Origin of the sequence: Sphingomonas astragali (assembly GCF_051400615.1) — a bacterium.
Lineage (GTDB): Bacteria > Pseudomonadota > Alphaproteobacteria > Sphingomonadales > Sphingomonadaceae > Sphingomonas.
This window is the reverse complement of the sequence record NZ_JBLFFH010000001.1, coordinates 566,610-590,911: the sequence shown is the minus strand read 5'-3', so window position 1 is coordinate 590,911 and position 24,302 is coordinate 566,610. Positions and strand designations below refer to the sequence as shown.

General features: G+C 70.0%; 29 protein-coding genes. 7 read left to right on the top strand and 22 right to left on the bottom strand.

Annotated elements, in window-relative coordinates; genetic code table 11:
* Positions 1–79: 79 nt before the first annotated feature.
* Genes fliQ through ACMGER_RS02885 form a run of 14 tightly spaced genes read right to left on the bottom strand, consistent with a single transcriptional unit; the run spans position 80 to position 11,903 of the window.
* Entirely contained in the window at positions 80–349 is a 270-nt protein-coding gene (gene fliQ / locus ACMGER_RS02950) for a flagellar biosynthesis protein FliQ (RefSeq protein WP_233784395.1), read from the bottom strand.
* Positions 350–353: 4 nt separating this feature from the next.
* A complete protein-coding gene (fliP, locus tag ACMGER_RS02945; protein WP_436811650.1) occupies positions 354–1,130 on the bottom strand; it encodes a flagellar type III secretion system pore protein FliP in 777 nt (258 codons plus the stop codon).
* A 56-nt stretch (positions 1,131–1,186) separates the two neighbouring features.
* The gene (locus ACMGER_RS02940; protein WP_436810628.1) at positions 1,187–1,441 is read right to left on the bottom strand and encodes a flagellar biosynthetic protein FliO; all 255 of its coding nucleotides are present in this window, start codon (positions 1,439–1,441) and stop codon (positions 1,187–1,189) included.
* Positions 1,441–1,737: a flagellar motor switch protein FliN gene (gene fliN / locus ACMGER_RS02935; RefSeq protein WP_436810627.1), complete on the bottom strand. Its 297-nt coding sequence runs from the start codon at positions 1,735–1,737 to the stop codon at positions 1,441–1,443. The genes ACMGER_RS02940 and fliN overlap by 1 nt, the downstream gene beginning before the upstream one ends.
* Entirely contained in the window at positions 1,734–2,690 is a 957-nt protein-coding gene (locus ACMGER_RS02930; RefSeq protein WP_436810626.1) for a flagellar motor switch protein FliM, read from the bottom strand. Before ACMGER_RS02930 ends, fliN begins: the two co-directional genes overlap by 4 nt.
* 6 nt (positions 2,691–2,696) lie before the next feature.
* Positions 2,697–3,314, bottom strand: a complete 618-nt coding sequence (locus ACMGER_RS02925; RefSeq protein WP_436810625.1) for a flagellar basal body-associated FliL family protein — start codon at positions 3,312–3,314, stop codon at positions 2,697–2,699.
* Between the two features lie 18 nt (positions 3,315–3,332).
* Positions 3,333–5,093, bottom strand: coding sequence for a flagellar hook-length control protein FliK (locus ACMGER_RS02920; protein ID WP_436810624.1), 1,761 nt, complete (start codon positions 5,091–5,093; stop codon positions 3,333–3,335).
* A gap of 37 nt (positions 5,094–5,130) precedes the next feature.
* Positions 5,131–5,553: a hypothetical protein gene (locus ACMGER_RS02915; RefSeq protein WP_436810623.1), complete on the bottom strand. Its 423-nt coding sequence runs from the start codon at positions 5,551–5,553 to the stop codon at positions 5,131–5,133.
* Complete coding sequence (locus ACMGER_RS02910) at positions 5,546–6,865, bottom strand: FliI/YscN family ATPase (protein WP_436810622.1); 1,320 nt, start codon at positions 6,863–6,865, stop codon at positions 5,546–5,548. Before ACMGER_RS02910 ends, ACMGER_RS02915 begins: the two co-directional genes overlap by 8 nt.
* On the bottom strand, positions 6,862–7,602 hold the full coding sequence (locus tag ACMGER_RS02905; RefSeq protein ID WP_436810621.1) for a FliH/SctL family protein: 741 nt from the start codon (positions 7,600–7,602) through the stop codon (positions 6,862–6,864). The genes ACMGER_RS02910 and ACMGER_RS02905 overlap by 4 nt, the downstream gene beginning before the upstream one ends.
* Positions 7,595–8,602: a flagellar motor switch protein FliG gene (fliG, locus tag ACMGER_RS02900; protein ID WP_436810620.1), complete on the bottom strand. Its 1,008-nt coding sequence runs from the start codon at positions 8,600–8,602 to the stop codon at positions 7,595–7,597. The genes ACMGER_RS02905 and fliG overlap by 8 nt, the downstream gene beginning before the upstream one ends.
* Positions 8,599–10,272 carry a flagellar basal-body MS-ring/collar protein FliF gene (gene fliF, locus ACMGER_RS02895; RefSeq protein WP_436810619.1) on the bottom strand — a complete coding sequence of 558 codons (1,674 nt, stop codon included), beginning with the start codon at positions 10,270–10,272 and terminating at the stop codon, positions 8,599–8,601. Before fliF ends, fliG begins: the two co-directional genes overlap by 4 nt.
* 3 nt (positions 10,273–10,275) lie before the next feature.
* Positions 10,276–10,638: a flagellar hook-basal body complex protein FliE gene (fliE, locus tag ACMGER_RS02890; RefSeq protein ID WP_436810618.1), complete on the bottom strand. Its 363-nt coding sequence runs from the start codon at positions 10,636–10,638 to the stop codon at positions 10,276–10,278.
* Complete coding sequence (locus ACMGER_RS02885) at positions 10,635–11,903, bottom strand: sigma-54 interaction domain-containing protein (RefSeq protein ID WP_436810617.1); 1,269 nt, start codon at positions 11,901–11,903, stop codon at positions 10,635–10,637. Before ACMGER_RS02885 ends, fliE begins: the two co-directional genes overlap by 4 nt.
* 300 nt (positions 11,904–12,203) lie before the next feature.
* Here ACMGER_RS02885 and ACMGER_RS02880 point away from each other — a divergent pair, with 300 nt between their 5' ends.
* Positions 12,204–13,019 (top strand): flagellin N-terminal helical domain-containing protein, encoded by an 816-nt coding sequence (locus tag ACMGER_RS02880; protein WP_436810616.1) that lies wholly within the window; start codon positions 12,204–12,206, stop codon positions 13,017–13,019.
* Positions 13,020–13,379: 360 nt separating this feature from the next.
* Here ACMGER_RS02880 and ACMGER_RS02875 read toward each other — a convergent pair whose 3' ends face one another.
* The 8 genes from ACMGER_RS02875 to ACMGER_RS02840 form a co-directional block, all read right to left on the bottom strand.
* A complete protein-coding gene (locus tag ACMGER_RS02875; RefSeq protein ID WP_436810615.1) occupies positions 13,380–14,135 on the bottom strand; it encodes a sigma-70 family RNA polymerase sigma factor in 756 nt (251 codons plus the stop codon).
* On the bottom strand, positions 14,132–16,216 hold the full coding sequence (gene flhA, locus ACMGER_RS02870) for a flagellar biosynthesis protein FlhA (protein ID WP_436810614.1): 2,085 nt from the start codon (positions 16,214–16,216) through the stop codon (positions 14,132–14,134). Before flhA ends, ACMGER_RS02875 begins: the two co-directional genes overlap by 4 nt.
* 3 nt (positions 16,217–16,219) lie before the next feature.
* The gene (locus tag ACMGER_RS02865) at positions 16,220–17,062 is read right to left on the bottom strand and encodes a lytic transglycosylase domain-containing protein (RefSeq protein ID WP_436810613.1); all 843 of its coding nucleotides are present in this window, start codon (positions 17,060–17,062) and stop codon (positions 16,220–16,222) included.
* Positions 17,063–17,239: 177 nt separating this feature from the next.
* Positions 17,240–17,551: a flagellar protein FlgN gene (locus tag ACMGER_RS02860; RefSeq protein WP_436810612.1), complete on the bottom strand. Its 312-nt coding sequence runs from the start codon at positions 17,549–17,551 to the stop codon at positions 17,240–17,242.
* Complete coding sequence (gene flgM, locus ACMGER_RS02855; RefSeq protein WP_436810611.1) at positions 17,538–17,849, bottom strand: flagellar biosynthesis anti-sigma factor FlgM; 312 nt, start codon at positions 17,847–17,849, stop codon at positions 17,538–17,540. Before flgM ends, ACMGER_RS02860 begins: the two co-directional genes overlap by 14 nt.
* 66 nt (positions 17,850–17,915) lie before the next feature.
* Positions 17,916–18,449 carry a flagella basal body P-ring formation protein FlgA gene (locus ACMGER_RS02850; protein ID WP_436810610.1) on the bottom strand — a complete coding sequence of 178 codons (534 nt, stop codon included), beginning with the start codon at positions 18,447–18,449 and terminating at the stop codon, positions 17,916–17,918.
* Complete coding sequence (locus ACMGER_RS02845) at positions 18,446–18,952, bottom strand: flagellar motor protein MotB (protein WP_436810609.1); 507 nt, start codon at positions 18,950–18,952, stop codon at positions 18,446–18,448. The genes ACMGER_RS02850 and ACMGER_RS02845 overlap by 4 nt, the downstream gene beginning before the upstream one ends.
* Positions 18,949–19,608 (bottom strand): motility protein A, encoded by a 660-nt coding sequence (locus ACMGER_RS02840; protein ID WP_436810608.1) that lies wholly within the window; start codon positions 19,606–19,608, stop codon positions 18,949–18,951. Before ACMGER_RS02840 ends, ACMGER_RS02845 begins: the two co-directional genes overlap by 4 nt.
* A 296-nt stretch (positions 19,609–19,904) precedes the next feature.
* Here ACMGER_RS02840 and flgB point away from each other — a divergent pair, with 296 nt between their 5' ends.
* Genes flgB through flgG form a run of 6 tightly spaced genes read left to right on the top strand, consistent with a single transcriptional unit; the run spans position 19,905 to position 24,294 of the window.
* On the top strand, positions 19,905–20,252 hold the full coding sequence (gene flgB / locus ACMGER_RS02835; RefSeq protein WP_436810607.1) for a flagellar basal body rod protein FlgB: 348 nt from the start codon (positions 19,905–19,907) through the stop codon (positions 20,250–20,252).
* Between the two features lie 2 nt (positions 20,253–20,254).
* Positions 20,255–20,665 carry a flagellar basal body rod protein FlgC gene (flgC, locus tag ACMGER_RS02830; protein ID WP_436810606.1) on the top strand — a complete coding sequence of 137 codons (411 nt, stop codon included), beginning with the start codon at positions 20,255–20,257 and terminating at the stop codon, positions 20,663–20,665.
* Positions 20,666–20,667: 2 nt separating this feature from the next.
* Entirely contained in the window at positions 20,668–21,354 is a 687-nt protein-coding gene (locus tag ACMGER_RS02825; RefSeq protein ID WP_436810605.1) for a flagellar hook assembly protein FlgD, read from the top strand.
* 29 nt (positions 21,355–21,383) lie between these two features.
* Positions 21,384–22,712 carry a flagellar hook protein FlgE gene (locus ACMGER_RS02820; protein ID WP_436810604.1) on the top strand — a complete coding sequence of 443 codons (1,329 nt, stop codon included), beginning with the start codon at positions 21,384–21,386 and terminating at the stop codon, positions 22,710–22,712.
* Between the two features lie 28 nt (positions 22,713–22,740).
* Positions 22,741–23,490: a flagellar basal-body rod protein FlgF gene (flgF, locus tag ACMGER_RS02815; RefSeq protein WP_436810603.1), complete on the top strand. Its 750-nt coding sequence runs from the start codon at positions 22,741–22,743 to the stop codon at positions 23,488–23,490.
* Between the two features lie 15 nt (positions 23,491–23,505).
* On the top strand, positions 23,506–24,294 hold the full coding sequence (flgG, locus tag ACMGER_RS02810; protein ID WP_436810602.1) for a flagellar basal-body rod protein FlgG: 789 nt from the start codon (positions 23,506–23,508) through the stop codon (positions 24,292–24,294).
* Positions 24,295–24,302 lie beyond the last annotated feature (8 nt).

The following is a 24,302-nucleotide window of genomic DNA, read 5'->3' as shown; positions in this document are numbered from 1 at the left end:
TGAGCGGTAGTCACCCTCACCCTCCCACTCGGCTGGCGCCGAGCGGGTCCCTCCCTCTCCCAACGGGAGAGGGTTTGGGTCATTTCACCAAATCCGGAATGCGCTCGAAGATGCTGAGCGTGAAATCGCTGAGGAGCCCCAGGATCATCCCGCCGAAGATCACCAGGCTGACCGCCACCACGATCAGCTTGGGGACGAAGCTCAGCGTCTGCTCGTTGATCGAGGTCGCCGCCTGGATCATGCCGAGGATCAGGCCGGAGAGCAGCGCCGGGATCAGGATCGGCGCGGCGGCGAGGGCGAGCACCCACATCGCCTCGCGCGCGACCGTCAGGAAGTAATCGGCGTCCATCGCACTAGCTCACGAAGCTGTTGGCGAGGCTGCCCATCGTCAGCGCCCAGCCGTCGACGAGGACGAACAGCAGCAGCTTGAACGGCAGCGAGATGATCTGTGGGCTCAGCATCATCATGCCCAGCGACATCAGCACCGTCGCCACCACCAGGTCGATGATGATGAACGGCAGGAAGATCAGGAAGCCGATCTGGAAGGCGGTCTTGAGCTCGCTGGTGACGAAGGCCGGGAGCAGCACCGCGAAGGGCACGTCCGCCGAGTTCGCGTAGGGGCCGCTCTTCGCCATGCCGGCGAACATCGTCACGTCCTTGACCCGGGTCTGCTTGACCATGAAGGCGTGGAGCGGCTTGGCGGCGGTCGCGATCATGTCGGTCGCGCCGATGCGGCTTGCGGCATAGGGCTGGATCGCCGCGGTGTTGATCTCGCCGATCACCGGGGCCATCACGAAGAAGCTCAGGAACAGCGAAAGGCCGATCAGCACCTGATTGGGCGGCGACTGCTGGAGACCGAGCGCCTGGCGCAGGATCGCCAGCACGATCACGATCCGGGTGAAGCTGGTCATCATGAGCAGGATGCCCGGCAGGATCGTGAGCAGCCCCATGATGATGAGGATCTGCAGCGAGAGGCTGAGCGGCGCATTGCCGCCGCCGAGATCGCCGAGCGCCCGGTCGACCGCATCGCCGACGCCAGGTGTTGCGGGCGCGGGCACCGCCGGAGTGGCCTGCGCGAAGGCCGGGAAGGCGATCAGCAGTGTGGTGATGACCGCGAGCACCACCAGCAGCGCGCGGAGCGTCCGGCCCGAATTGCTCCGGGCGGCGGGCAGGAAATCGGAAAGCGTCACTGGTCGGCCTTGTCGATCAGATTGACTCCGCCGCGGCCGACCGAGACCAGCAGCCGCCGTCCCTCGAAATCGAGCACCGCGAGGCGAAGGCCCGGCGAGATCATCATCGTCTCGCGCACCTTGAGCAGCCGCTCGCCCTGGTTGCCGGGCATCCGCGCCTCGAGCCGGCGCCACAGGTAGAGACAGCCGATCAGCAGGCCGCAGACGAGCGGCAGCAGCACGACCAGCTTCAGGACATAGCCCCACATCATCAGCGGGCGGCCCGCTTGTCGGGGCTGACCAGCTCGGTCATGCGCACGCCGAACTTCTCGCCGACGGTTACGACCTCGCCGCGGCCGATCAGCGTGCCGTTGACGAACACGTCGAGCAGCTCGTTTGCGTGGCGGTCGAGCTCGATCACGCTCGCTTCGCCCAGCGCGAGCAGCTCGCGCAGCGTGAGCGAGGTCGAGCCGATCTCGACCGTAAGCTTGACGTCGACGTCCTGCAGCAGCCGGAAATTGGCGGCGACGGACGGATCGACCGGAATGGCGCCGGTCATGTCGTTCATTGGACGGCTTCCTCTTCGTCGAAGCGGTTGAGCTGGGTGATGCGGATCGCGGCGCGACCGTTGGCGGTGCCGACCAGGCCGATGCCGAGCCGGTCGTTGTTGACCATGATCGGCACCTCGGCGCCGAAGCTGACCGGCAGCACGTCGCCGACCTTGAGCTCCATGAGCTGGCCGAGCGAGATGACCGGCTCGGCCAGCACCGAGCGGACAGGGAAGCGCACGTTCATCGCCGCGCGGGTCAGGCCGGCGCGCCACTTGGGTTCGACCGCGGTCGAGCGGCCGTTGACGACCTTGCCCATCAGCGTCGGTGCGAACGGCTTCAGCGCGGCGACCGGATAGAGGATGTCGACGAACACCGGGTGGCTCTCGCCCGCGGCGATGCCGAAGCGGGTCACCACCATCGCGTCGTCGCCGTCGAGGCGCTGCAGCATCGCCGGGCTCGCCTCGGGGTGGCCGGGCGCGAAGCCGATGCGCGCGAGCGGCTCCCAGGCGGAGGCGAGCGGCTCGGCCAGCATCTGGCCGAGGCGGACGATCATCGCCTCCGCCGCGGGGGTGAATTCGCCCGGCAGCGGCTTGGGGCGCTCGCCGGGGCCGCCGAAATAGAGGTCGAGCGTCTCGAGCACGAAGCCGCCGTCGAACACGATCAGCGCGCGCGCCTCGCCCGGCGTCATCACCAGCGGCAGCCAGGCGGTCAGGCCGTGCGGGCGCTCGGCGACATAATCGCCGAAGCGCTGGACGACGAGCGGCTCGGCCCAGCTCCTGACCGAGCGGCGCAGCACCGGCTCGAACACCCCGCGCAGCGTCCGCGCGAGGCGGGCGGAGAGATGCTGCACGGTGTGCAGGTCGCCGAACGGGTTGAGGTTCGCGGCGCCCAGCGACGCGACATGCTCCGCCGCCGCGCGCGCGCGCCCGCGTCGTTCGCTGCCGTTCGTGGTTGCCGCGTCGTTAACCATGCCCGGTCACTGAACAACGAAATTGGTAAAGTAGACGTTACTGACCCCGCCGAAGCCCGTTTTTTGTTTGAGCGTGCGGTTGATCGCGGCGGCCAGGCGCTTCTGGATGGCGAGCTTGCCGTCCTCGGTGAAGACATTGTCCTCCTCGGTGTTGCCGAGCTCCATCAGGATCGCCGAACGCACCGCGATCTCGTGCGTCTTCAGGTTGTTGATGACGGTGTCGTCATAAGGCGTGGAGACGGCGACGCCGACCTGGATGAAGTGGACGCTCTCCTTGAGATTGGAGGTGAACTCCTTGTCGAGCGTGTAATAGTTGGAGGCGTACTTGTCCCCGCCGGAGCCGGCCGGCGTGGGAAGACCGTGGCCGGCGCCCTTGCTCTCGCCCTCCTCGCCATGGCCGCCGCCTTCGCCTGCGGCCGCTGGCTTCTGCTCGGAGGCGGGGACGAGGCGGGGGCCGCTCGGCGCTGCGGCATGGCTGCCGCCGCCGATCAGGCCGATCGAGGCGGCATAGAGCCCGGCGCCGACGCCGCCGCCGACCAGCACCAGCAGGCCGCCGCCGATCATCAGCAGCTTCACCAGGCCGCCTTTCTTCTTCTTGGGTGTCTCTTCGGTCTTGTCGCTCATGGCTCGATCCTTCGGATATCAGGCGACGCGCTCGTCGCTGGTTTCTGGGAGGCCTCGGTCGGCGGTGGCCGGGCCGCGCGGGCGGAGCGGCGCCGCGGGCTGGCGCGGATCGCGACCGTCCGGCTGCGCCTGGGGGTTGCCGGAGTCGACGCCGGTGCCGCCGAGCTTCAGGCCCCGGCTCTCCGCCATCTCCGCAAGCCGCGGGGCGGCGTCGGCGAGCAGCGTGCGCGCCGCCGGCGTGTCGGCGGTGAGCTGGACGTGCACGCCGTCGCCGTCGTGGCGGATCGCCACGTCGACCTTGCCGAGCGCGTCGGGGGCAAGGCGGATACGCGCCTCGCGCGCGCCGCCCTCGTCCCGGATCATCTCGATCCGCTCGATCATCTGACCCATCCAGTCGTCGCGGCGGGTGTCGAGCGGAGCGCCGTGCGCCTGGGCGGTGGCATGAATTGCGGTCGGCGCTTGCTGCGCGGGTGCGGTGTAACCGGACAGGGGGAGGGCGCCGACAGGATCGAGGGAGCCATCGTTTCGCTTCACCGGCCCACTGTGCTCGGCGGCGAAGATCGCTGCGGCAAAGGCTTGGCCGGCCGGCTGCGCCGTCGGACCCGCGAGGATAACCGGTTGCGGCTTCGGCCCGGTCGTGACCGGCCGCGACACCGCCGTGACGGCGCGAGCCGCCGGCCGTTCCGCCGGGAGCGCGACCGGCGGCTCGCTCGGTTGGAGCGGGCGCGTCGGTGTCGAAGCGATGGGCAAGCGGATGACGGACGCCTGAGCCGTCTCGGAAACGATCGCCGGGCGGAGTGTGGCGGCCGCGTCATCGGCATCGGCGCGCCTGGCGAGCCGTGCCGCGGCCGGATCGACCGGCTCGCGCGCGACCGCGGAGTCCGCAGGTGGTTGCGCTGCCGACGGTGTCCGGAGTGGCGAGGCGTGCGGCTCGCGCACCGATAGGGTCATCCCCGGTGACGGTGTTTCGGCCTTCCTGTCGTTCAAGGACGCGGGCCTGGCAGTTGCGGGCACCGCAGCCGCGAGGACAGGCTCGTCCGCTGACGCGACACCTGGCGCGGCATGGATTTCGGGTGTCGACGCGGCCATCCCGAGCGGCAGCGTCTCCGTCTGCTGCGGCTCGTACCGAGGTGCGACCCTTGCGGTCACAGGTGCAGCGGGAACCGGAACGGGCTCGACGGCGATCGACGGCGCCGAGTGGGGCAGGTCCGATGCCGGCCGTTTTGCCCTGCGCTCCCGCGGCTTCGCATCGACGGAGGCCGGGTCCGCGTTCCTTTCCTTGCCTGCTTCCGTGACCGGTAAGCTCGTCGGCATTGCCACCGCGTCGGATCGGGCGTGATTCTCGCTCGCGGATTCGGCACGAATGCGCACCGCAGCCTTGGGCTTGCCCGTCGCCGGTGCGGTGCCGGCCGTTCCGGCCAACTCGGGAAGCGCCTTGCCGGCTACGGTCGCGTCGTCGACTGCCGGCGTCGTCAGGTCGATCCGCTGTCCGATCATCTCGAAGGCGGGCCGCGCGATCTCGTCGTCAGGAAGAAGAAACGCCGTCCCGGCATCGGCGCGCGGCACGTCTCCGACCGGCAAATCCTTGCCGCCCGCGGCAGGCATTTGCCGCCCGATCGCCGACATCTCGGCTGCCGCGCCAGGCACGAGCGGGCTGGTCGCCGGAGCCAGCAGCTGGCCCAGCGCGAGCGCGAAATCGGCCGCAAGCGGCGGAATCGACCCCGCGGGCCGGGGCGCGTCGATCGGCCCGGTGGCGAGCAGGGTCGTGAGCTGGATCATGCGGACAGTCCCCCCGTGGCGAAGCTTCGCCACCGGCTCAGCAAGGAGCGTGCCGTTTTCTCCGGAGGGCCGGGGCTTCCTCGAGCGCGCGCAGCGCCCTGATCGCTTCCTCGGCCTCGGTACGCTCGATCAGCTTCTCGATCGCCGACTGGTCGCGCCGCGCCTCGCGGGTGGCGGTGCGGGCGCGCTCGACGCCCGCCTCGGCGGCCTCGACCCGCGCCTGCGCGGCGAGTGCCGAGGCGTGGAGCCGGTCGCGGTAATAGGCCGCGGCGGCGAGGCTCGCGGCGAAGCCCGTCTCCGCCTCCTGCGGCGTGATGTTGTCGGCGAGCTGGACGATGCGCGCCTTGAGCGCGGTCTCGCTGTCGAGCCGGGCATGGGCCGCGATCTCCTCGGCGCGCACCCAGCCGAGCTGAAGCGTGCGGACGCGCAGCAGGCGATTCAGCCTGTTGCGGTCAGCCATCGCCGAACACGCCGATCAGCTCGGTCACCGCCTCGCCGAGTGGCACGACCCGGTCGGCGTCCTGCCGCACATATTCCATCACCGCCGGATGATAGGCGATGGCCGCGTCGATCGCGGGATCGGCGCCGGCGCGATAGGCGCCCATCAGCACCAGATCGCGATTCTCCTCATAGGTGGCGAGATGGCGGCGCAGCACGCGCGCGGCGTGGACGTGCTCGCGCGGCGCGATGTCGGTCATCACGCGGCTGACCGACGGGCCGATGTCGATCGCGGGATAGACGCCGCGCTCGGCGAGCGCGCGGGAGAGCACGATATGGCCGTCGAGGATCGAGCGCGCCGAGTCGACCACCGGATCGTTGCCGTCGTCGCCGTCGGCGAGCACGGTATAGATCGCGGTGATCGAGCCCCCGGTCGTGACGTCGGTGCCGGCGCGTTCGATCAGGCTCGGCAGCATCGCGATGGCCGACGGCGGATAGCCGCGTGCCGACGCCGGCTCGCCCAGCGCGAGCCCGATCTCGCGCCCGGCATGGGCGACGCGGGTCAGCGAATCCATGATCAGCAGCACGCGCTTGCCCTCGGCACGGAACGCCTCGGCAATGGCCGTCGCGCGCAATGCCCCACGGATACGCAGCACCGGCGAGTGGTTCGCAGGGACCGCCACCACCACCGACCGCGCGCGGGCCTCCCCCGACACCTTGGTTTCGAGGAAGTCGGCGACCTCGCGGCTGCGCTCGCCGATCAGCCCGACCACCACGACGTCGGCCTTGGCCGCGCGCACGATCATGCCGAGCAGCACCGACTTGCCGACGCCGGAGCCGGCCATGATGCCGACCCGCTGACCCTGGCCGATGGTGAGCAGGCCGTTGATCGCGCGCACGCCGACGTCGAGCGGATCGAGCACCCTTCCCCGGTCCAGCGGCGACTGTAGCCGGCCGGCGAGCGGCCAGCGATCGGCGCCGCGGATGGACCCCAGGCCGTCGATCGGCTTGCCGGCGCCGTCGACGACGCGGCCGAGCAGCGCTGCGCCGACCTCCGCCTCGCCCGGCGGCCCGACCGGGCGCACCGGCGCGTTGGGCAGCAGCGGTGCGGGACCGCCGAGGTTCATGAGCAAGGTCTTGCCGTCGCGAAAGCCGATCACCTCGGCCTCGATCGTCTCGCCCACCGTGCAGACGGTCCCGACCGGCAGCGACAGGCCGACCGCTTCCATCAGCAGGCCGTCATAGGAAGCGAGCCGTCCCGATACCCTGGGTTGCGGCCGGAAATCGCGTAGCGCGAGGTTGTCGAGATAGTCGGCGGTGAAAGCGTTCATCATTTGGGCATCGCCACCCGGTCGATCGCGTGGGCGAGCTGGTCGAGCCATTGCTCGGGCCCGTCCTCGACGATGGTCGAGGCGCTTTCGAGCACGAAGCTGCCGCGCGCCACCGCCGGGTCCGCGACCGGGAACAGCGTCTTGGGCAGCTTGCCCTCGATCAGCGCCATGTCGGCGGGGTGGAGGCGGAGCAGCGCCGATTCGGCCGAATCGGCGAGCAGCTCGACCGCCGCGTCGATCCGCGCCGCGAGCAGCTCGCCCGACACTCCCGCTTCGCCCACCAGCCGCGATACCAGCAGCATCACCGTCTCGCGGAGCTGGCGCGCGATGCGCTCGCGGTCGAGCCGGTCGCCGCCTGCCAGCGCTGCGCCGATCGCCTCGGCGAGTGCGCGGTCGCGCTCGGCATCTGCCGCCGCCTGGGCGAGGCCAGCCGCCAGGCCCTCGGCATAGCCGGCCTCGCGCGCTGCGGCGATCGGGTCGATGAAGGCGCCGGTCTCCGGCTGCGTCATGTCGGCATCGAGCGGATTCCAGCCTGCGGTCGGATTGCTGTCGGGATCGCGCGGGGAGAAGTGGCGGGGCCCCTCTTCCCCCTGCGGCACGAACGACCGCGGGGTCACGCGGCTGCTCGCCCGCTCGCGCGGGTCGATCGCCTCGAAACCGGCGGGAAGCGCGAAGGCGGCGCTGAGGGCCGCCGCGGCCGCGTCGTGCCGGCTGACGAAGCCGGCGCGGAACTCAGACATAGTCGTCCTCGCCGCCGCTCATGATGATGGTGCCGTCCTTGGCGAGGCTGCGCGCGATCGCGATGATCGCCTTCTGCGCCTCCAGCACCTCGCTGAGGCGCATCGGTCCGCGCTCCTCCATCTCGTCGCGGATGCCGTCGGCGGCGCGGCTCGACATGCAGGAGAGGAAGCGCTCGCGCGCGCCCTCGTCGACGCCCTTGAGCGCGCGGGTGAGCGTGTCGGCGTCGATGTTGCGGATGAGGACGCCGAGGTTCTTGTCGTCGAGCTCGAGCAGATTGTCGAAGACGAACATCGCCTCCTCGATCGCGCGGGCGACCTCGCGGTCGATCTTGGCGAGCTTGGGCATCACCCGCGCCTCGGTGATCTTGCGCGCGTTCTGCATGATCCTGGCCGCCTCGCGCGTGCCGCCGAGCTGCACGCCGGCGGGCGCGCCCGCGCTGCCGACGCGGCTGGAAAGCATCGCGCGCAGCGTGTCGAGCGCCTCGGGCGAGACGGGTTCGAGCTTGGCGATGCGGTGCACCACCTCGGGCTGCATCGGCTCGGGCAGGATCTCCAGCACCTGCGCCGCGACCGCGGGATCGAGGTTGGCGATCAATACCGCCGCGATCTGCGGATGCTCGTTCTCGATCAGTGCCGCGATCTCGCTCGCGTCGAGCCAGTCGAGCAGGTCGATCTGCCCCGCCGCCTCGGGCGGGGTGATGCGGGAGAGCACGCTGTCGGCCTTGTCCGGTCCGAGCGCGCGGGTCATCATCGTCTCGATCTTGGGCCGGGGATCGAAGCCGACGTCGGTGCGCTCCTTGGCTCTGGCGACGAAGTCGTCGAGCACCAGCTCGACCTCGGCCTCGCTGACGTCGGCGACGGCGAACATCGCCTTGCCGAGCTGGCGGACCTCCTCGGGATCGAGCTTCCGGAGGATCGCCGCGGCCTCCTCCTCGCCGACCAGCATCATCAGCACGGCGGCGCGCTCGACGCCGTTGTAGAGGCGGACGGGCATGGTCATTGCGCGCCCTCCGTCTTGATCATGTCGCGTACCGCCAGCGCGGCGCGCGCCGGATTCTCGCGGGTGAAGCCGCGCACCAGCCCGACACGCTGGTCATAGCCGCGGGCGTTGTCGAGCATCTCGACCGTGACCGGCCCCGATCCGTCGGCGCGGACGGTGCCCGGCGCCGCCTCGGGACTGGCGAAGGCGAGCCGCGCGCCGCCGGCCTCATCGCGCTTCTTCATCAGCGCCTTGGCGAGCGGGCGGACGCCGAGCAGCAGCACGAGGAGCGCGATCACGACCGCGGTGGCGTTGCGCAGCACCATCGGCACCCACTCGGCCTGATACCAGGCGGGCTCGGGCGCAGCCTCGGTCGCGCCGGAAAATTTCTTCGAGATCACCGTCACCTGGTCGCTTCGCGCGGGATCGTAGCCGACCGCGGCCTGGACGAGCCCGGTGATCTGCTGGATCTCCATCGCGGTGCGGCGGCCCTTGTCGGGCTCGCGCAACAGCACCGCGACCGACAGCCGCTTGATGCCGCCGGGCGCGGCGCGGGTGACCGACACCTCCTTGCCGAGATCATAGGCGCGGGTGAAGCTGTCCGACTGCTTCGTCGCCTGCGCGGCCGCTCCGGCAGGCGTGGCGGGCGTGCCCTGGGCGTCGGCGACCGGCGGCTGCTGGCCCTGGCCGAGCTGGAGCGTGGCCGGCGCCGGCGGCGAGTTCGACAGCGCGCCGGGGATGCCGCCGGGCGCACCTGCGCTGCCGGCGGGCTGGTTGCCGGTCCAGTTGCCCTGCTCGGCGCGGAGCGCGCCCTGCTTGTCGTAGGTCTCGCGCGTCGCCTGGGTCTCGTCCATGTCGACGTCGGCCTGGACCTCGGCGGTGAAGTTGCCGGCGCCGACCAGCGGGGTCAGCAGCTGGCCGATCTGCCCGCGCACCTTGTCCTCGACCTGGCGCTGGAGGGCGATGCGGGCATCGCTCGCCGCACCGTCGCCGCCCCTGGAGAGCAGCGCACCCATCTGGTCGACGATGGTGACCGCGTCGGGCTTCATCCCCGGCACCGACGAGGCGACGAGGTTGACGATCGAACGCACCTGCGCCTCGCTGAGCGCGCGCCCGGGCTGGAGCTTCAGGATCACGCTGGCCGACGGCGCCGCCCGGTCGCGGACGAACACGGTGCTCTCCGGCGTGGCGAGATGCACGCGCGCCTCGGCGACGGTGTCGATCTCCTCGATCGAGCGGGCGAGCTCGGTCTCGCGCGCCTGGCGCAGGCGCTCGCCCTCGACGGCGCGGCTGACGCCCATCGGCAGCTGATCGAGCAGCGCATAGCCGCCCGGCGCCGCCTTGGGCAGGTCCTGGCTGGCGAGCAGCATCCGCGCCTTGTGATACTGGTCCTCGGCGACGGTGACCGAGCCGGTCTCGTCGATGTCGGCCGTGATGCTGGCAGCCTTCAGCGCCTGCATCACCGCGCCCTTGTCGCTGTCGGCGAGATTGGGGAACAGCACCTTCTGCGGCGGCTGGCGCAGCGTCGCCCAGGCGAGCGCGGCGGCGGCGACCAGGCCGATCATGAAGATCAGCGGCAGCGAGCGTTTGACGGCCGGCTGGCCGAGGAGACCGGTAATCTGCTTCAGCGGATTGGCGAAGCGCCCGGCGAGCGGCGTGCCCTGCGGCACGGTGGCGAGGTCGGTGGCCATGGCTTATACCGGCATGCTCATGATGTCCTTGTATGCGGCAAGGAGCTTGTTGCGGACTTGCAGGGTCGCCTCGAACCCGATCGAGGCCTCCTGGCGGGCGAGCATCACCTTGGCGATGTCGATCGTCTCGCCGCGCTCATAGGCGGCGGAGAGCGCGCCGGCCTGGGCCTGGCTCTCGTTGACCGAGGTCACCGCCTGCTTGAAGGTGTCGGTGAAGCTCGCGACCGGGCTGGCCTGCCCAACCGGCGCGGCCGCCGCCGCGGCGTTGGCGCGCTGGAGCGCGGCGTTGCGCTCGAGGATCTGCGCGCGCAGCTCCATCACCCGGTCGACGCCCATCGCGCCGCTGATGCCGCCCGCGCCGCTCATGCCGACATCGCCTGATCGGGCATCCGGGCGATATCCTCGCCCTGCTCGCGGGCCTTGGCGAGGCGATAGCGCAGCGTCCGCTCCGAGATGCCGAGCCGGCGCGCGGTCTCGGCGCGGCTGCCGCCGCACGCCGCCAGCGTCTCACGGATCGCGGCGAACTCGCTCATCTGCACGACCTTGCCGAGCGTGGCTGGTCCGTCGTTGGCGAAGGCGGGCATCACCGGCGCGGCCGGGCGGTCGAAGACGATGTCCCCCGCCTCGATCCGGTCGCCGCGCGCCAGCAGCAGCGCGCGCTGGATGACGTTCTCGAGCTCGCGGACGTTGCCCGGCCAGTCGTGGCGGAGGAGCGCACCCAGCGCCTCGTCGCTCAGCCACGGCAGCGACGCGCGGTCGCCGGCATGGCGCGCGATCATCGCCGCGGCGAGCGCGGGGATGTCGCCACGGCGCTCGGCGAGCGCGCGCGTCGCGAGCGGGAACACCGACAGGCGATAGTAGAGGTCGGCGCGGAAACGGCCGGCGGCGACCTCGGCCTGGAGATCGCGGTTGGCGCAGGCGATCACGCGGACGTCGACCTTCTCGGCCTCGGTCGCGCCGATCGGCACCACCTCGCGCTCCTGCAGCGCGCGCAGCAGCTTGGCCTGGAGAGCGACCGGCATCTCGGCGATCTCGTCGAGCAGCAAGGTGCCGCCGTTGGCGGCGCGGAAGAAGCCCTGGCCGCCCGAAGAGGCGCCCGTGAACGACCCCTTCACATGGCCGAACAGCATCGCCTCGAGCATCGTCTCGGGCAGCGCGGCGCAGTTGATCGCGATGAACGGTCCGTCGGCGCGCGTGCTGCCGAGGTGGATCGCACGGGCGAGCACTTCCTTGCCGGTGCCGGTCGGGCCGTTCACCAGGACGGTGATGTCGGACTGGGCGATGCGTTCGGCCAGCGCATAGAGCGCGAGGCTCTCCGGATCGGCGGCGACCGGCGCGCCGGGCCGCAGCATCGCCGCGGCGAAGCCGGCGCCGAGGCCGGCGTCGTCCTGCCCGTAACTCAGCCGCGCGGGACTGCCGTCGCGGAACGGAACGGCCTTGAGCTCGCCGTCGCCGACGATCAGCGTGCGGCCGGCGACCGGCGGCGTCTCGCCCTCGGCGATCAGGAACAGGTCCCCCGGCGTCGGCCGGCCGGTCTCGAACGAGCCGATGTCGAACCCCTGGGCGCGAAGGCCCGAGACGAGCGCATATTTCTGGCGGATCACCGCCGCGGATGGAAAAAGTGAAACCATGAGCTCCCCCGTGACGGGGACCAGATGGCGCAGCGATGGTTAATGGCGCGTAAAGTACGGCTGCCGGCGGCAAATTCTTTCCGGGCAGGTCCGCGCGGAAAAGGAAACCCGGCGCACGACCGCCCGCGCGTGATTCCCTTTTCTCGCCATGCGCCTCGAAGGCGGACACCTGCCCTTCGCCGCCCGATGGTTTGCGAAAGTGCTTAATCGCCGCCGCGGCCGGCCGTTACCCCCTGTGGCGGCCTGAGCTCCCGTGAACGGGGGGATGACGGGATCGCCGGCTTTGAACGGAGACAAGACATGACTGTCATCGGTACCAACATCTCGTCGCTGCGCGCGGGCAACGCCTCGACCCAGGCGAACGACGCCCTCAACGTCGCGATGCAGCGCCTGTCGAGCGGCAAGCGCATCAACTCGGCCAAGGACGACGCCGCCGGCCTCGCCATCGCTTCGTCGATGACCGCGCAGATCCGCGGCATGAACCAGGCGGTCCGCAACGCCAACGACGGCATCTCGATGTCGCAGACCGCGGAAGGCGCGCTCAACGAAGTCACCAATATGCTGCAGCGTATCCGCGAGCTGGCGGTGCAGTCGGCTTCGGGCACCTACGATGCCGGCGACCGCACCAACCTCAACGTCGAAGTGACCGCGCTCAAGAGCCAGATCGCCTCGATCATCAGCGACACCGAGTTCAACGGCGTCAAGCTGTTCGACGGCACCGCCGGCGCCAGCGGCACCGTGTCGATCCAGGTCGGCTCGAACCAGGGCGACACCGTCGACCTGTCGTTCGGTGCGATCACGCTGGGCATCGACGGCGTCACCGTCGCCAATGCCACCGACGCCGGCACCGCGCTGGGCACGGTCGACACCGCGCTCGACACGGTGAACACCACCCGCGCGACGCTGGGCGCGGCGCAGAGCCGTCTCCAGTCGGTGGTCAACAACCTGACCAACAACGTCACCAACCTGTCCGACGCGCGCAGCCGTATCGAGGATGCCGACTTCTCGACCGAGACGGCGGCCCTCGCCAAGGCGCAGATCCTGAGCCAGGCATCGACCGCGATGCTCGCCCAGGCGAACCAGAGCCAGCAGAGCGTCCTGACGCTGCTGCGCTAAGAGAATGCAAGGTCCTTTCCGGCGCCTCCCCCCTTCAGGGCGCCGGGAAGCGACATGTTCCCGCATATCGAGAAGCCCCGACGGCCGGGCGGCCGCCGGGGCTTTCTCATGGTCCGGACACGGGCAAACCCAAATCGATGAAGAGACACGAACGGGTTGTCTGAACGAGGCTATGGTCGGTCCGTCACAGATCGCAGAGTCCGTCCGGAGATCGCCGCATCGGCGACACGACAAGCCCGCCGGGCCGGCGGGGATCACCCTTTCGCGTTCACCCTGAGCTTGTCGAAGGGCTGTCTTCATCCCAGCGAAGGAAAGTAAGGACCTTCGACAAGCTCAGGGCGAACGGGGATGGGAATCGACCTAACTGCTCAAGCCCAATCGCCTGGCCAGCGCCTTCTTCAGCCGAGCGTGCGCGGCCGCCTTGATCTGGCAGACGCGCGCGGCGCCGACGCCGAGCACCTGGCCGATCTCCTCGAGGTTCATCTCCTCGACATAATAGAGCTGGACGACGATCTGCTCGCGTTCGGGCAGCTCGGCGATCGCGGCGGCGAGCGCATCGCGCTGGTCGGTCTCGGCGAGCTGGTCGAAGGCGGAAGGCTCGTCGGACATGAACCACGGGCCCTCGTCCGAATAGACGTCGTCGATCGGATCGAAGCGAACCGCCTCCGCGGTGGCATAATCGGTGCGCAGCTTGTCGACGGTGACGCCGAGCTTCTCCGCCACCTCGCCGTCCGTAGGTTGGCGGCCGTTCGCTTCCACGAGCCCGGCCACCGCGTCATTGTATGCCCGCCGCCGCCGCATCGCGCCGCGGGTCAGCGTCGCCTGGCGGCGGAGCTCGTCGATCATGCTCCCGCGCAGGCGGGTCAGCAGATACTGCTCGAAGGTGACGGCGCCGCGCTCCTCGAAGCTGCCGACCGCCTCGACCAGCGCGACCAGGCCGACCTGGACGAGATCCTCGATGTCGACGATCGTGCTCATGCTGCCGTGGACGTGCCAGGCGATGCGGCGCACCATCGGCAGGTGCTTGCGGACCAGCCCCTCGACGTCGCGCGCCGGGGTGGGGGCGTAGGTGAGCGGCTTGGCCGGATCGGGCCGGATGCGGGCGGGCATCGTCATGCCGGCAGCGCCTCCGGCGCGCCGATCACGGCGACGACCTCGACCGCCTTGTCCTCGGGGACCTCGAAGAAGCTCATCACCGGCGTGTCGGGCAGCACTGACTTGACCAGCTTGCGCATCGCGATGCGGATCGCCGGCTGGACGACGAGGGCGAACGGCTTGGCCTCGGCCATCAGCGGCTGGGCCGCGCGCTGCATCGCGTCGACGATGCGGCGGCCGAGGTCGGGCTCGATCGTATGGCGGCGGGCGGGATCGGAGCGGACCGCCTGGCCGAGCAGCGCCTCGAGCTGGCCCTCGAGCGTCATCACCCGCAGCGGCTCGCGCACGCCGCACAATTTCTGGATGATGAGCCCGCCGAGCTCGGGCCGGATCAGCTCGATCAGCTCCTCCGCATCGGCGGTGCGCTGCGCGGCGACGGCGATCGCGGCGGCGATGCGGCGGAACTCCTTCAGGGGGATGCCCTCGGCGAGCAGCCCGCGCAGCACCAATGTCAGCGTGGTGAGCGGCACCGGCTGCGGGCACAGCGCCGCCACCAGCGCGGCCGCGCGCTCCTTGAGGCCGTCGAGCAGCGACTGGACCTCGTCGGGCCCGAGCAGCTCGGAGGCATGGGCGAGCAGATTCTGGTTGAGGTGGGTCGCGATCACCGTGCCGGCGTCGACCACCAGATAGCCGGCGCCGGTCGCCGCGTCGGCGTCGGCCTGGGAGATCCAGATCGCGTCGAGCCCGAAGGTCGGGTCCTTGACCTTCTTGCCGGGGATGGTGCCGACCGCCTGGCCGGTGTCGAGCGCCAGCATCTCGTCGGGCGAGGCCTGGTCCTCGCCGACGATCACGCCGTTGACGAGGATGCGGTAGGTATAGGGCGCCAGGTTGATGTCGTCGCGCACGCGCACCTGCGGCACGACGAAGCCCAGCTCCTTGGAGAGCTGGCGCCGCACGCCGGTGATGCGGCCCATCAGCGGCGCGCCCTTGCGCTCGTCGACCAGCGGCACCAGCCCGTAGCCGATGTCGAGCATCACCTGCATGGTGTCGGTGACTTCGTCCCAGCCGATCTTGGAGAGGTCCTGCGGCTCGGCCGGTGCCTCGACGATCGGAGCCGGACGCGCGGCAGCCTTCCGGAGGCGCCAGGCGGCGAAGCCGGCGGCGGCCGCCGCGGGCAGGATCACGAAATGCGGCATCCCCGGGATCGCGCCGAGGATGGCGAGGATCGCCGCGACCGGCGTCCAGGTCTTGTGGCTGCTGAACTGGCTGCCGATCTGGCCGGCGAGGTCGTCGGTCGAGGTGACGCGGGTCACGATCGCCGCCGCCGCGATCGATAGCATCAGCGAGGGAAGCTGCGCCACCAGCGCGTCGCCGATCGCGAGCAGCACATAGGTCTGCGCCGCTTCCTTGACGCCGAGCCCGTGGCTCAGCGTGCCGAGGATCAGCCCGCCGACGATGTTGACCGCGAGGATCAGCAGGCCGGCGAGCGCGTCGCCCTTCACGAACTTCGACGAGCCGTCCATCGCGCCGTAGAAATCGGCCTCGGTCGCGACCTCGACCCGGCGCGCGCGCGCCTCGTCGGGGGTGATCAGGCCGGCGTTGAGGTCGGCGTCGATCGCCATCTGCTTGCCGGGGAGGGCATCCAGGGTGAAGCGGGCGGAGACCTCCGAGACGCGGCCGGCGCCCTTGGTCACCACCATCAGGTTGATGATGATCAGGATCGCGAACACGAACAGGCCGACGACATAGTCGCCGCCGATCAGGAAGGTGCCGAAGGATTCGATGACGTGGCCGGCGGCCGCCTCGCCCTCATGGCCATGGACCAGCACGACGCGGGTCGAGGCGACGTTGAGACCGAGGCGAAACAGCGTCGCGAACAGGAGAACGGTCGGGAAGGCGGAGAAGTCGAGCGGCTTCTGCGCGTTGAGGGCGACCATCAGCACGGCGAGGCTGATCATGATGTTGGTGACGAAGAACACGTCGAGCAGCGCCGCCGGGATCGGCACCACCATCAGCGCGACCAGGGTCAGCATCGCCAGCGGCAGCGCGAAGCTCTTGGCCGTCGGCCCGATGCGGGCCGGCAGGAAGGGAAGCGTCGCCATCGCTCAGCCGCCCAGGCTCGCGAGCATCAGATAGGCGAGCCGCGCATTCTCCGGATTGGGACGGAGCAGCGAGCCGTCCGCGGTGGCGGGCTGGGCGGCCTTGAGCCGGTCGAGCGTGCTCGCCAGCCATTCACGGTCGCCGTTGGCGGCGCCGGTGCCGAGCACCACCTCGACGTGAGGGTACGTCGCGTCGAGCGCGTCGGAGGCGAGGCCCGTGCCACCGCTTGCCGCCGCGCCCTTGTCGAGCTTGGCGGCGAAGCGCTGATAGACCTCGCCCAGCGAGCGGGCGCGGCCGTCGGCGGTGTAGAAGACATTGCGGTTGGCGCGCGCCGCCGCCGGGAACAGCGAGGCGGCGCTGCGGCCGGAATTGGCATCCATCGCGGAGAGGAACTTCCTGGCGCCGCCGATCCCGAGGAAGTGCGCCATATAGAGGTCGGTGCCGGTCGCCGTCCGGCCGAGGCTTGCCTCCAGCGCGTCCTTGTTGTCGCTGGCGTGCTCGGCCGCCATCAGCGAGGCGGCGGCGGGATCGTTGCGCAGGTCGAGGATCGCACGGCGCGCGGCGGGATCGCTCACCACGAAGCGGCCGCTGCCGGTCTGCTTGATCGCGTCGGCCGCCCAGCCGAGGCCGTGCTCGGCGCCATGTTCCTTGACCACGCCGAGCCAGCTCTGCTCGATGAACTGGTAGAGCCCGCTCGCGCTGGAGGTGCCGGCGCGAGCATTGGCGCGCAGGCCGCTTTCGACCTGGGCCTGGCCCAGCAGATAATTGAAGTCGATGCCGGTGCGTTCGCTGGCGACGGCGATCGCATTCTGGACACCGCCGAGGCGCTGGATCGAGTTTATGCTCATCGAGCTCTTGCCTGAAGTCCCATGGTTACCGGAACATTCAGCAAGGAGCGTGCCAAGATTTTGGGATGACAGAGACGAGGTGGGATCGTGCTCCTGCCTTCGCAGGAGCACGGACGCGGTTAGGATAGTCTCTGGAAAAAACGGCCCTCCGACAAGCTCAGGGCGGACGGAGAGAGGTTAGGCGATGGCTGCCCCGCCTAGCGGCCGATAGGATTGCGCCGGCGCACCGGCAAGAACTTGCAGGCGGCGGCGGACGTTTGCCGCCATCAGGTTGACGTAGACGCGGCAGGTCTCGTTGAGCCGGTGCGCCTCGCGCGCGAGCTCCTCGATCTCGGGCGTCGACGGCTCCCTGGCCGCTGCGACGGCGTCGATACCCTTGAGCTTGGCGCCGGTCGCCGCCTCGAGCGCGTCGATGTCGTTGGCCTTGAGCGCGGCGATCTCGGCATGGAGCGCCTCGATCACGCGGACCAGCGCGTCACGACGGCTCATCGCTGCCTCCTTCCGGGGACCATTGCAGCCGCAGCGCCAGCAGCCGGTCGGCGACCGTGGCGGGCAGCAGCGGAAAGCTGCCGTCCTGGATCGCCTTGCGCACCTTGGCGACCCGCTCAGCATCGACCGGCGGCGTCGCCGCGAGCGGCTGCGCCAGCGCGCGCAGCGTCGAGGGATCGGCGCGCACCGCCACGTCCTGCGCCGCCGGCTGGGACGCGGATACGGGCGCGGCCGATGCCACCGGCGCGATGCGCCGGTCGATCGGTACGCTGGGCTTGGACCCGATCGGATCCACCATGGCTCACGTCCTCGAACAATCTCTTCAGACGATCAAACGGCCGGCCGGCAGCAAGTTTAAGCATTTTTATTGTGCCCAGCCGGGCAGCGTCGCGCGGCCGGCCTCGACCGCGACCGCCTGCACCGGCGGCTTGGCCGGATCGACTTTGATCGCCACCCGGCCGCCGGCCGGCGCATCGCCCATCGCCACGCCGTCGCGGGTGATCGAGAAGCCCGGCGCGCCGACCTCGAGCGTCACCGCGTCGCCGCGTCGGATCACCGGCTCGGGCCGGGGCGCGGGCGCGACCGGCGCGGCGGCCGCGACCATCGGCTTGGCGTGGGGCGGCGTGACCATCGGCACATAGATGCGCCACCTCGGCGCGTCGCAGGTGACGACCACCGAATCCTGATAGCTGCCGCGCCAGTCGAGTTTGGGCAGCGGACAGGCGGCGAGCCTGAGGCGCTTGTCGACGGCAGCGCGCGCGCCGCCTTCCTCGCCGACGGCGTGGCCGGTAAAGGCGGCGACGGCGACGTCGATCGCGGTCGTGTCCTGGAAGCGGAGCGTCTGACCGGCCGCAGGCAGCGGCGCCAGCGCGATCGCGAGAATGAGCGGACGGATCATTTGAGGTCTCCTGCGAAACCGATCTGGAGCTGGACGGCGCGGCCGGCGCCGGGGCGGGTCTCGATGGTCAGGCGGTCGGCCGGCACCGCGCGGGCGAGCAGCGCGGCGGCGGCGCGGGCGCGGTCGGCGGCGAGGATCGCGGCGCTGCCGGTCGCGCGATCGACGTCGGCGGCGGTGCCGTCGGTGCCGCCGATCACGCGCAGCACCGTGCGTGGGTCGCGTGCCGACCCCCGCGCCCATGCGAGCGCGTCGTTGGAGGGAAGTGCGGCCGATCCGGGCGCGAACCCCGCGATCACGCCGGCGTCGACCGGCATCGGCGCGGCCTGCTCGGCATCGAAGCCCTGACGCAGCCCCTCGGCGATCGCGCGCCCGTCGAGCGCGGGGTTGGCCTGGAGGAAGACGAAGAAGCCGACCAGCAGCAACATGAGATCGGCGAGCGTGATCAGCCACAGCGGCCGGCGCGCGCCTTGCTCGAAGGGATCGTCAGCAGGAAGGTCGGTCACGCCGCACCCCTCCTGACGCGCGGGCGCTCGCGCTCGGCGAGTGCGGCGAGGGGCTGTATCAGGCGTGCGCGTTCGACCAGCTCGGCGCGGGCGAGGCGTTCGAGACGCGCCGCGACCGGCATCGCCCCCAGATTGGCGGCGAGCGCGCCATAGAGGGTCGCCAGCACCGCCACCGCCATCGATCCGCCGATGGTCGCGGGATCGGTCATGCCGGCGAACATCCTGACCAACCCGATCAGCGTGCCGACCATGCCCATCGCCGGGAAGATTTCGGCCGCCGCCGACCATAGATCGATCGCGGCGCGATGCCGTTCGGCACGCGCGGCGCGGCGCTGGTCGAGCAGTGCCGTGACCTCCTCGCCGCCTGCGCCATCGACGATGCGGCCGACGGCCGCGGCGACGTCCGGATCGGCGATGACGGTCCGATCGAGCCGAATCACGCCATGCCGCGCCGAGATGCGCGAGAGCGCGTCGATCTGCGTCAGCAGCGCGTCGGCCTGAAAGGGCCTGCGCCACAGCGTGCCGAGCGCAGCGAACCCACGTAGCAGGTCGCGCCCGGGCGTGCGCAGGACGAGCGCCAGCAGCGTGCCGCCGCCGACGATCGCCAACGCGGCGGGATCGGCGAAGCTGTCGAGCGAGGGGAGTGAATGCAGCATCATCACCCTCACGCGTTGCAAGGGCGGGGCCAATTCCGTTCCCTTCGCCGTCATGCCGGACTTGTTCCGGCATCCACGTCTCGGCGCGCCTCCACGCCACGGGAAGGTGGCACGGTGGACCCCGGAACAAGTCCGGGGTGACAGTGGAATTCGAGGGTCGCGCAGCCGGCAATCACTTGCCGCCACCGGCAAATCCTTGCCGCTCCGCTCTTCCTCCGCCGGTAAAAGCGGCGCCCACGCCGATTTGGCACGGCCATTGCAGAGCTGCTCGCGAACAAGTGCGGGAGACCGACGAGATGAGCAACGACAGCCTGTTCGGCGTCCACGGCGTGGCGCTCGAGGTGCGCTCGCAGCGGATGGGCGTGCTCGCGTCGAACATCGCGAACGCCTCGACGCCCGGTTACAAGGCGAAGGACATCGACTTCGCCGAGGCGCTGCACTCGGCCGAGAGCGGGCAGGTCGACAGCGGCATCGGGGCGGCGACCAAATACCGCCTCCCGCTGCAGATGAGCATGGACGGCAACACCGTCGAGCTCGCCACCGAGCAGACCGCCTTCGCCGAGAACGCGATCGCCTATCAGACGACGCTGTCATTCCTCAATGGCCGCATCGGCCAGATCACCCGCGCGCTGAAGGGCGAGTGACGATGGCCGACAATCCCATGACCATCTTCCAGGTCGCCGGCCGCGCGATGAGCGCACAGCTGGTGCGGATGAACACCACCGCGTCGAACCTCGCCAACGCCGGCGGCGTCGCTTCCACGCCGGACGCGGCCTACCGGACGATGAAGCCGGTGTTCCGCACCCAGTTCGACCAGGCGAGCGGCATGGCGACGGTCAACGTCGAGCAGGTCGTCACCGCCGGCGAGGCGCCGACCAAGCGCTACGATCCCGGCAACCCGATGGCCGACCAGGACGGCAACGTCTGGGAGAATGCGGTCGACGAGACGCGCGAGCTGGTCGACATGCTCGAGGCCGCGCGGACCTACCAGAACAACGTCGAGGTCATGCAGACCGCCAAGTCGCTGATCGTCGACACCCTCAAGCTGGGACGCTGACCATGGCCTCTTCCTTCGATTCCACGCTCGACGCGCTCGGCATCCCGCGCACCAATTCGGGCACGCCGGTCCAGCCCGCCTCGTCGGCGAACACGACGCTCGGCCAGGCCGACTTCCTGAAGCTGATGACCGCGCAGATGCAGAACCAGGATCCGTTCGATCCGGTCGACAACACCCAGATGGTCGCGCAGATGGCGCAATTCTCCAGCCTCGCCGGCATCACCGAGATGTCGACCACGCTGAAGTCTATCGCCGACAAGCTCAATGCGACCTCGGCCAGCGACGCGATGGCCTATGTCGGCAAGACCGTGCTGACCGAAGGGTCGGTCGCCTACCCGCGCACCGCGGGCGGCTTCGCCGGCCAGGTCGAGCTCGACGGGGATGCGAGCGGCGTCATCCTCACCATCGCCGACAAGGACGGCAAGGTCCTGAAGTCGGTCGACCTCGGCGCCCAGAAGAAGGGCACGGTCGATTTCGACTGGGACGGCAGCACCGATACCGGCAGCGAGGCCGGCGACGGCCCGTTCACCATCACCGCCACCGCCCGCAACGGCACCACTCAGGTCGCCAGCCGCACCTTGGTGTGGGCGCCGGTCGCGTCGGTCTCGATTCCGTCGACCGGGGAGCCGGTGCTGTCGCTGCCCGGCGTCGGCCAGGTCCCCGTCTCCGCCGTCCGTCAGGTCGGCTGAACCCAAGAACCTTCAAGGGAGCAAGTTCCATGTCCTTCTACACGTCGCTCAGCGGGCTCAAGGGTTCGCAGACCGAGATGTCGACCATCTCGCACAACCTCGCCAACGTCTCGACCAACGGCTTCAAGAAGAGCCGCACCGAGTTCGCCGACGTCATCGCGTCGAGCGTGTCGGTCAATCCGAACCAGATGGTCGGATCGGGCTCGGTGGTGAAGGCGATCCGCCAGGAATTCAGCCAGGGCGGGCTCGTCCAGTCCGAATCCTCGCTCGACCTCGCGGTCTCCGGCGACGGCCTCTTCGTGGTCAAGCCCGACCTCGAGGGCAGCAAGGTCAACTACACCCGCAACGGCGGCTTCATGGTCGATCCCGACCGCTATGTCGTCGACGCGAACGGCGGCCATCTCCAGGTCTATCCGGTCGACGGCTCTGGCACGGTGGTGGCAACCGGCGCCGGCTCGACGGTGAGCCTTCGCGTCCCGGCCTTCAGCGGCACGCCCAAGGCGACCGGCGCGGTCAGCCAGTCGCTCAACCTGTCGGGAAACGCGTCGGTGCCCTCGAGCAACCCGGTGTTCGACGCCGCCAATCCCTATGCTTTCGATCGCTTCAATCCGGCGACCTACAATAATTCGACGCAGACCACGGTGTACGACACCGACGGCAACGCGATGACGATGACCAGCTATTTCGTCCGCGAGACCGCCCCCGCCGTGGTGCCGCCGGCGACGGTCGCGCCATTGGGACCGAGCACCTGGAAGGTCTACAGCTTCGTCGGCGACCAGCAGCTCGACGCCGATGCCGGCACGGCGGGCGCCAACCCGATCACGCTGAGCTTCGACGACACCGGCGCGCTGACGGCGCCGACCGGCGCCACCACCTTCGGCGAGTTCACCCCGACCGGGGCGGCCAAGCCGCAGACGATCTCGCTCGACTTCGGCAGCGCCACCACCCAGCTCGCCCAGCCGTTCGACCTGGTCGCGCAGAGCCAGGACGGCGCCGCGGTCGGCAAGCTCGAAGGGCTCAGCGTCGACGAGAACGGCATGGTCCGCGCCACCTTCTCGAACGGCGACAGCCAGGCGCTCGGCATGGTCGCGCTGGCCAACTTCGCCAATCCCTCGGGGTTGCGCCAGCTCGGCAACAGCTATTGGTCGCCGACCGGCCTCTCGGGCGACCCGCGCATGGGTCAGCCCGGCGCCGACGGCTTCGGCGCGCTGATGTCGGGCGCGATCGAGCGCTCGAACGTCGACATCACCGAGGAGCTGGTCAACCTGATCGCGGCCCAGCGCAACTTCCAGGCCAATGCGAAGGCGCTCGATACGTCGAGCCAGATCTCGCAGGCCATCTTCAACATCCGTTCGTAACCAGAGGCGGCTCGGGAAAGGCTGAACGATGGACCGGCTGGTCTACACTGCATTGTCGGGGCTCAAGGGCCAGATGGCGGCGCAGGCGGCGATCGCGAACAACATCGCGAACGCCTCGACCACCGGCTATCGCGCCGATCGCGTCGCCTTTGAGACGATGATGCTGAAAGGCGGCGGCGGGTTCGAATCGCGCGCACCGACCGGCGAGGAGGTGCGCGACGCCGACAGGAGCGGCGGCGCGATCCAGGACACCGGCAACCCGCTCGACGTCGCCGTCACCGGCACCGCGTGGATCGCGGTGCAGGCGCCCGACGGCAGCGAAGCCTACACCCGGCGCGGCGATCTTCGCATCAACGCCTCGGGCGTGCTGGAGACCGGCGACGGTTTCCCGGTGATGGGGTCGGGGGGCCCCATCACCGTGCCGCCCGCCGACAAGGTGATCATCGGCGAGGACGGCACGCTCTCGATCGTGCCCTTGGGCGCCGAGCCCGGCCAGGCGCCGCAGGAGATCGACAAGATCAGGCTCGCCAGCGCCGAAGGTTCGGACACCGTCAAGGGGCTCGACAACCTGCTCCATGTCCGGGGCGGCGGCGTGCTCCCCGACGATGCCGAGGCGCGGGTCAAGTCGGGCGCGCTGGAGGGATCGAACGTCAACCTGACGCAGGCGCTGGTCGACATGATCGAGAACCAGCGCAGCTACGAAGTGCAGGCCAGCCTGCTCAAGGAAGCCAAATCTCTCGACGAAAGCTCCGCATCGCTGATGCGGATGCCGGTCTGAGGAAGGAAATAAGCGATGTCGTCCGCCGCTCTTCATATCGCCCGCACCGGGCTCGACGCGCAGGACACCCGGATGCGGGTGATCTCGAACAACCTCGCCAACGTCAACACGACGGGGTTCAAGAAGGACCGCGCCGCGTTCGAGACGCTGGCCTATCAGATCGTCACCGCCCCCGGCGCCGCCAGCACCCAGGAGACGCGCTACGCGACCGGGCTCAACCTCGGCACCGGCGTGCGCATCCAGGGCACCGCGCGGATCGACACCCAGGGGTCGATGCAGACGACGGGCAACAGCCTCGACCTCGCGCTCGACGGCGACGGCTATTTCCAGGTCCAGCTCCCCGGCGGCCAGCTCGCCTATAGCCGCGCCGGCAACTTCACCCGCTCGCCCGAGGGGCTGCTGGTGACCAGCGAGGGCTATCAGGTGATGCCGGGCATCACCATTCCCGAAGGCACCACCAACATCACCATCGGCACCGACGGCACCGTCTCCGCGACCGTGCCCGGCCAGACCGAGGCGAGCCAGCTCGGCCAGATCCAGGTCGCGAGCTTCCCCAATTCGGCGGGGCTGCAGGCGACCGGCGACAACTATGTCATCGAGACCGCCGCCTCGGGCCCGGTCAATCTCGGCATCGCCGGACAGGATGGCCGCGGGCAGATCCGCCAGGGGATGCTCGAAGGCTCCAACGTCAACGTCGTCGAGGAGCTGGTCGACATGATCGAGACCCAGCGCGCCTATGAGGTCAATTCGAAGATGATCTCGGCGACCGACGACATGCTCAAATACGTCAACCAGAACATCTGAGGCTGGAT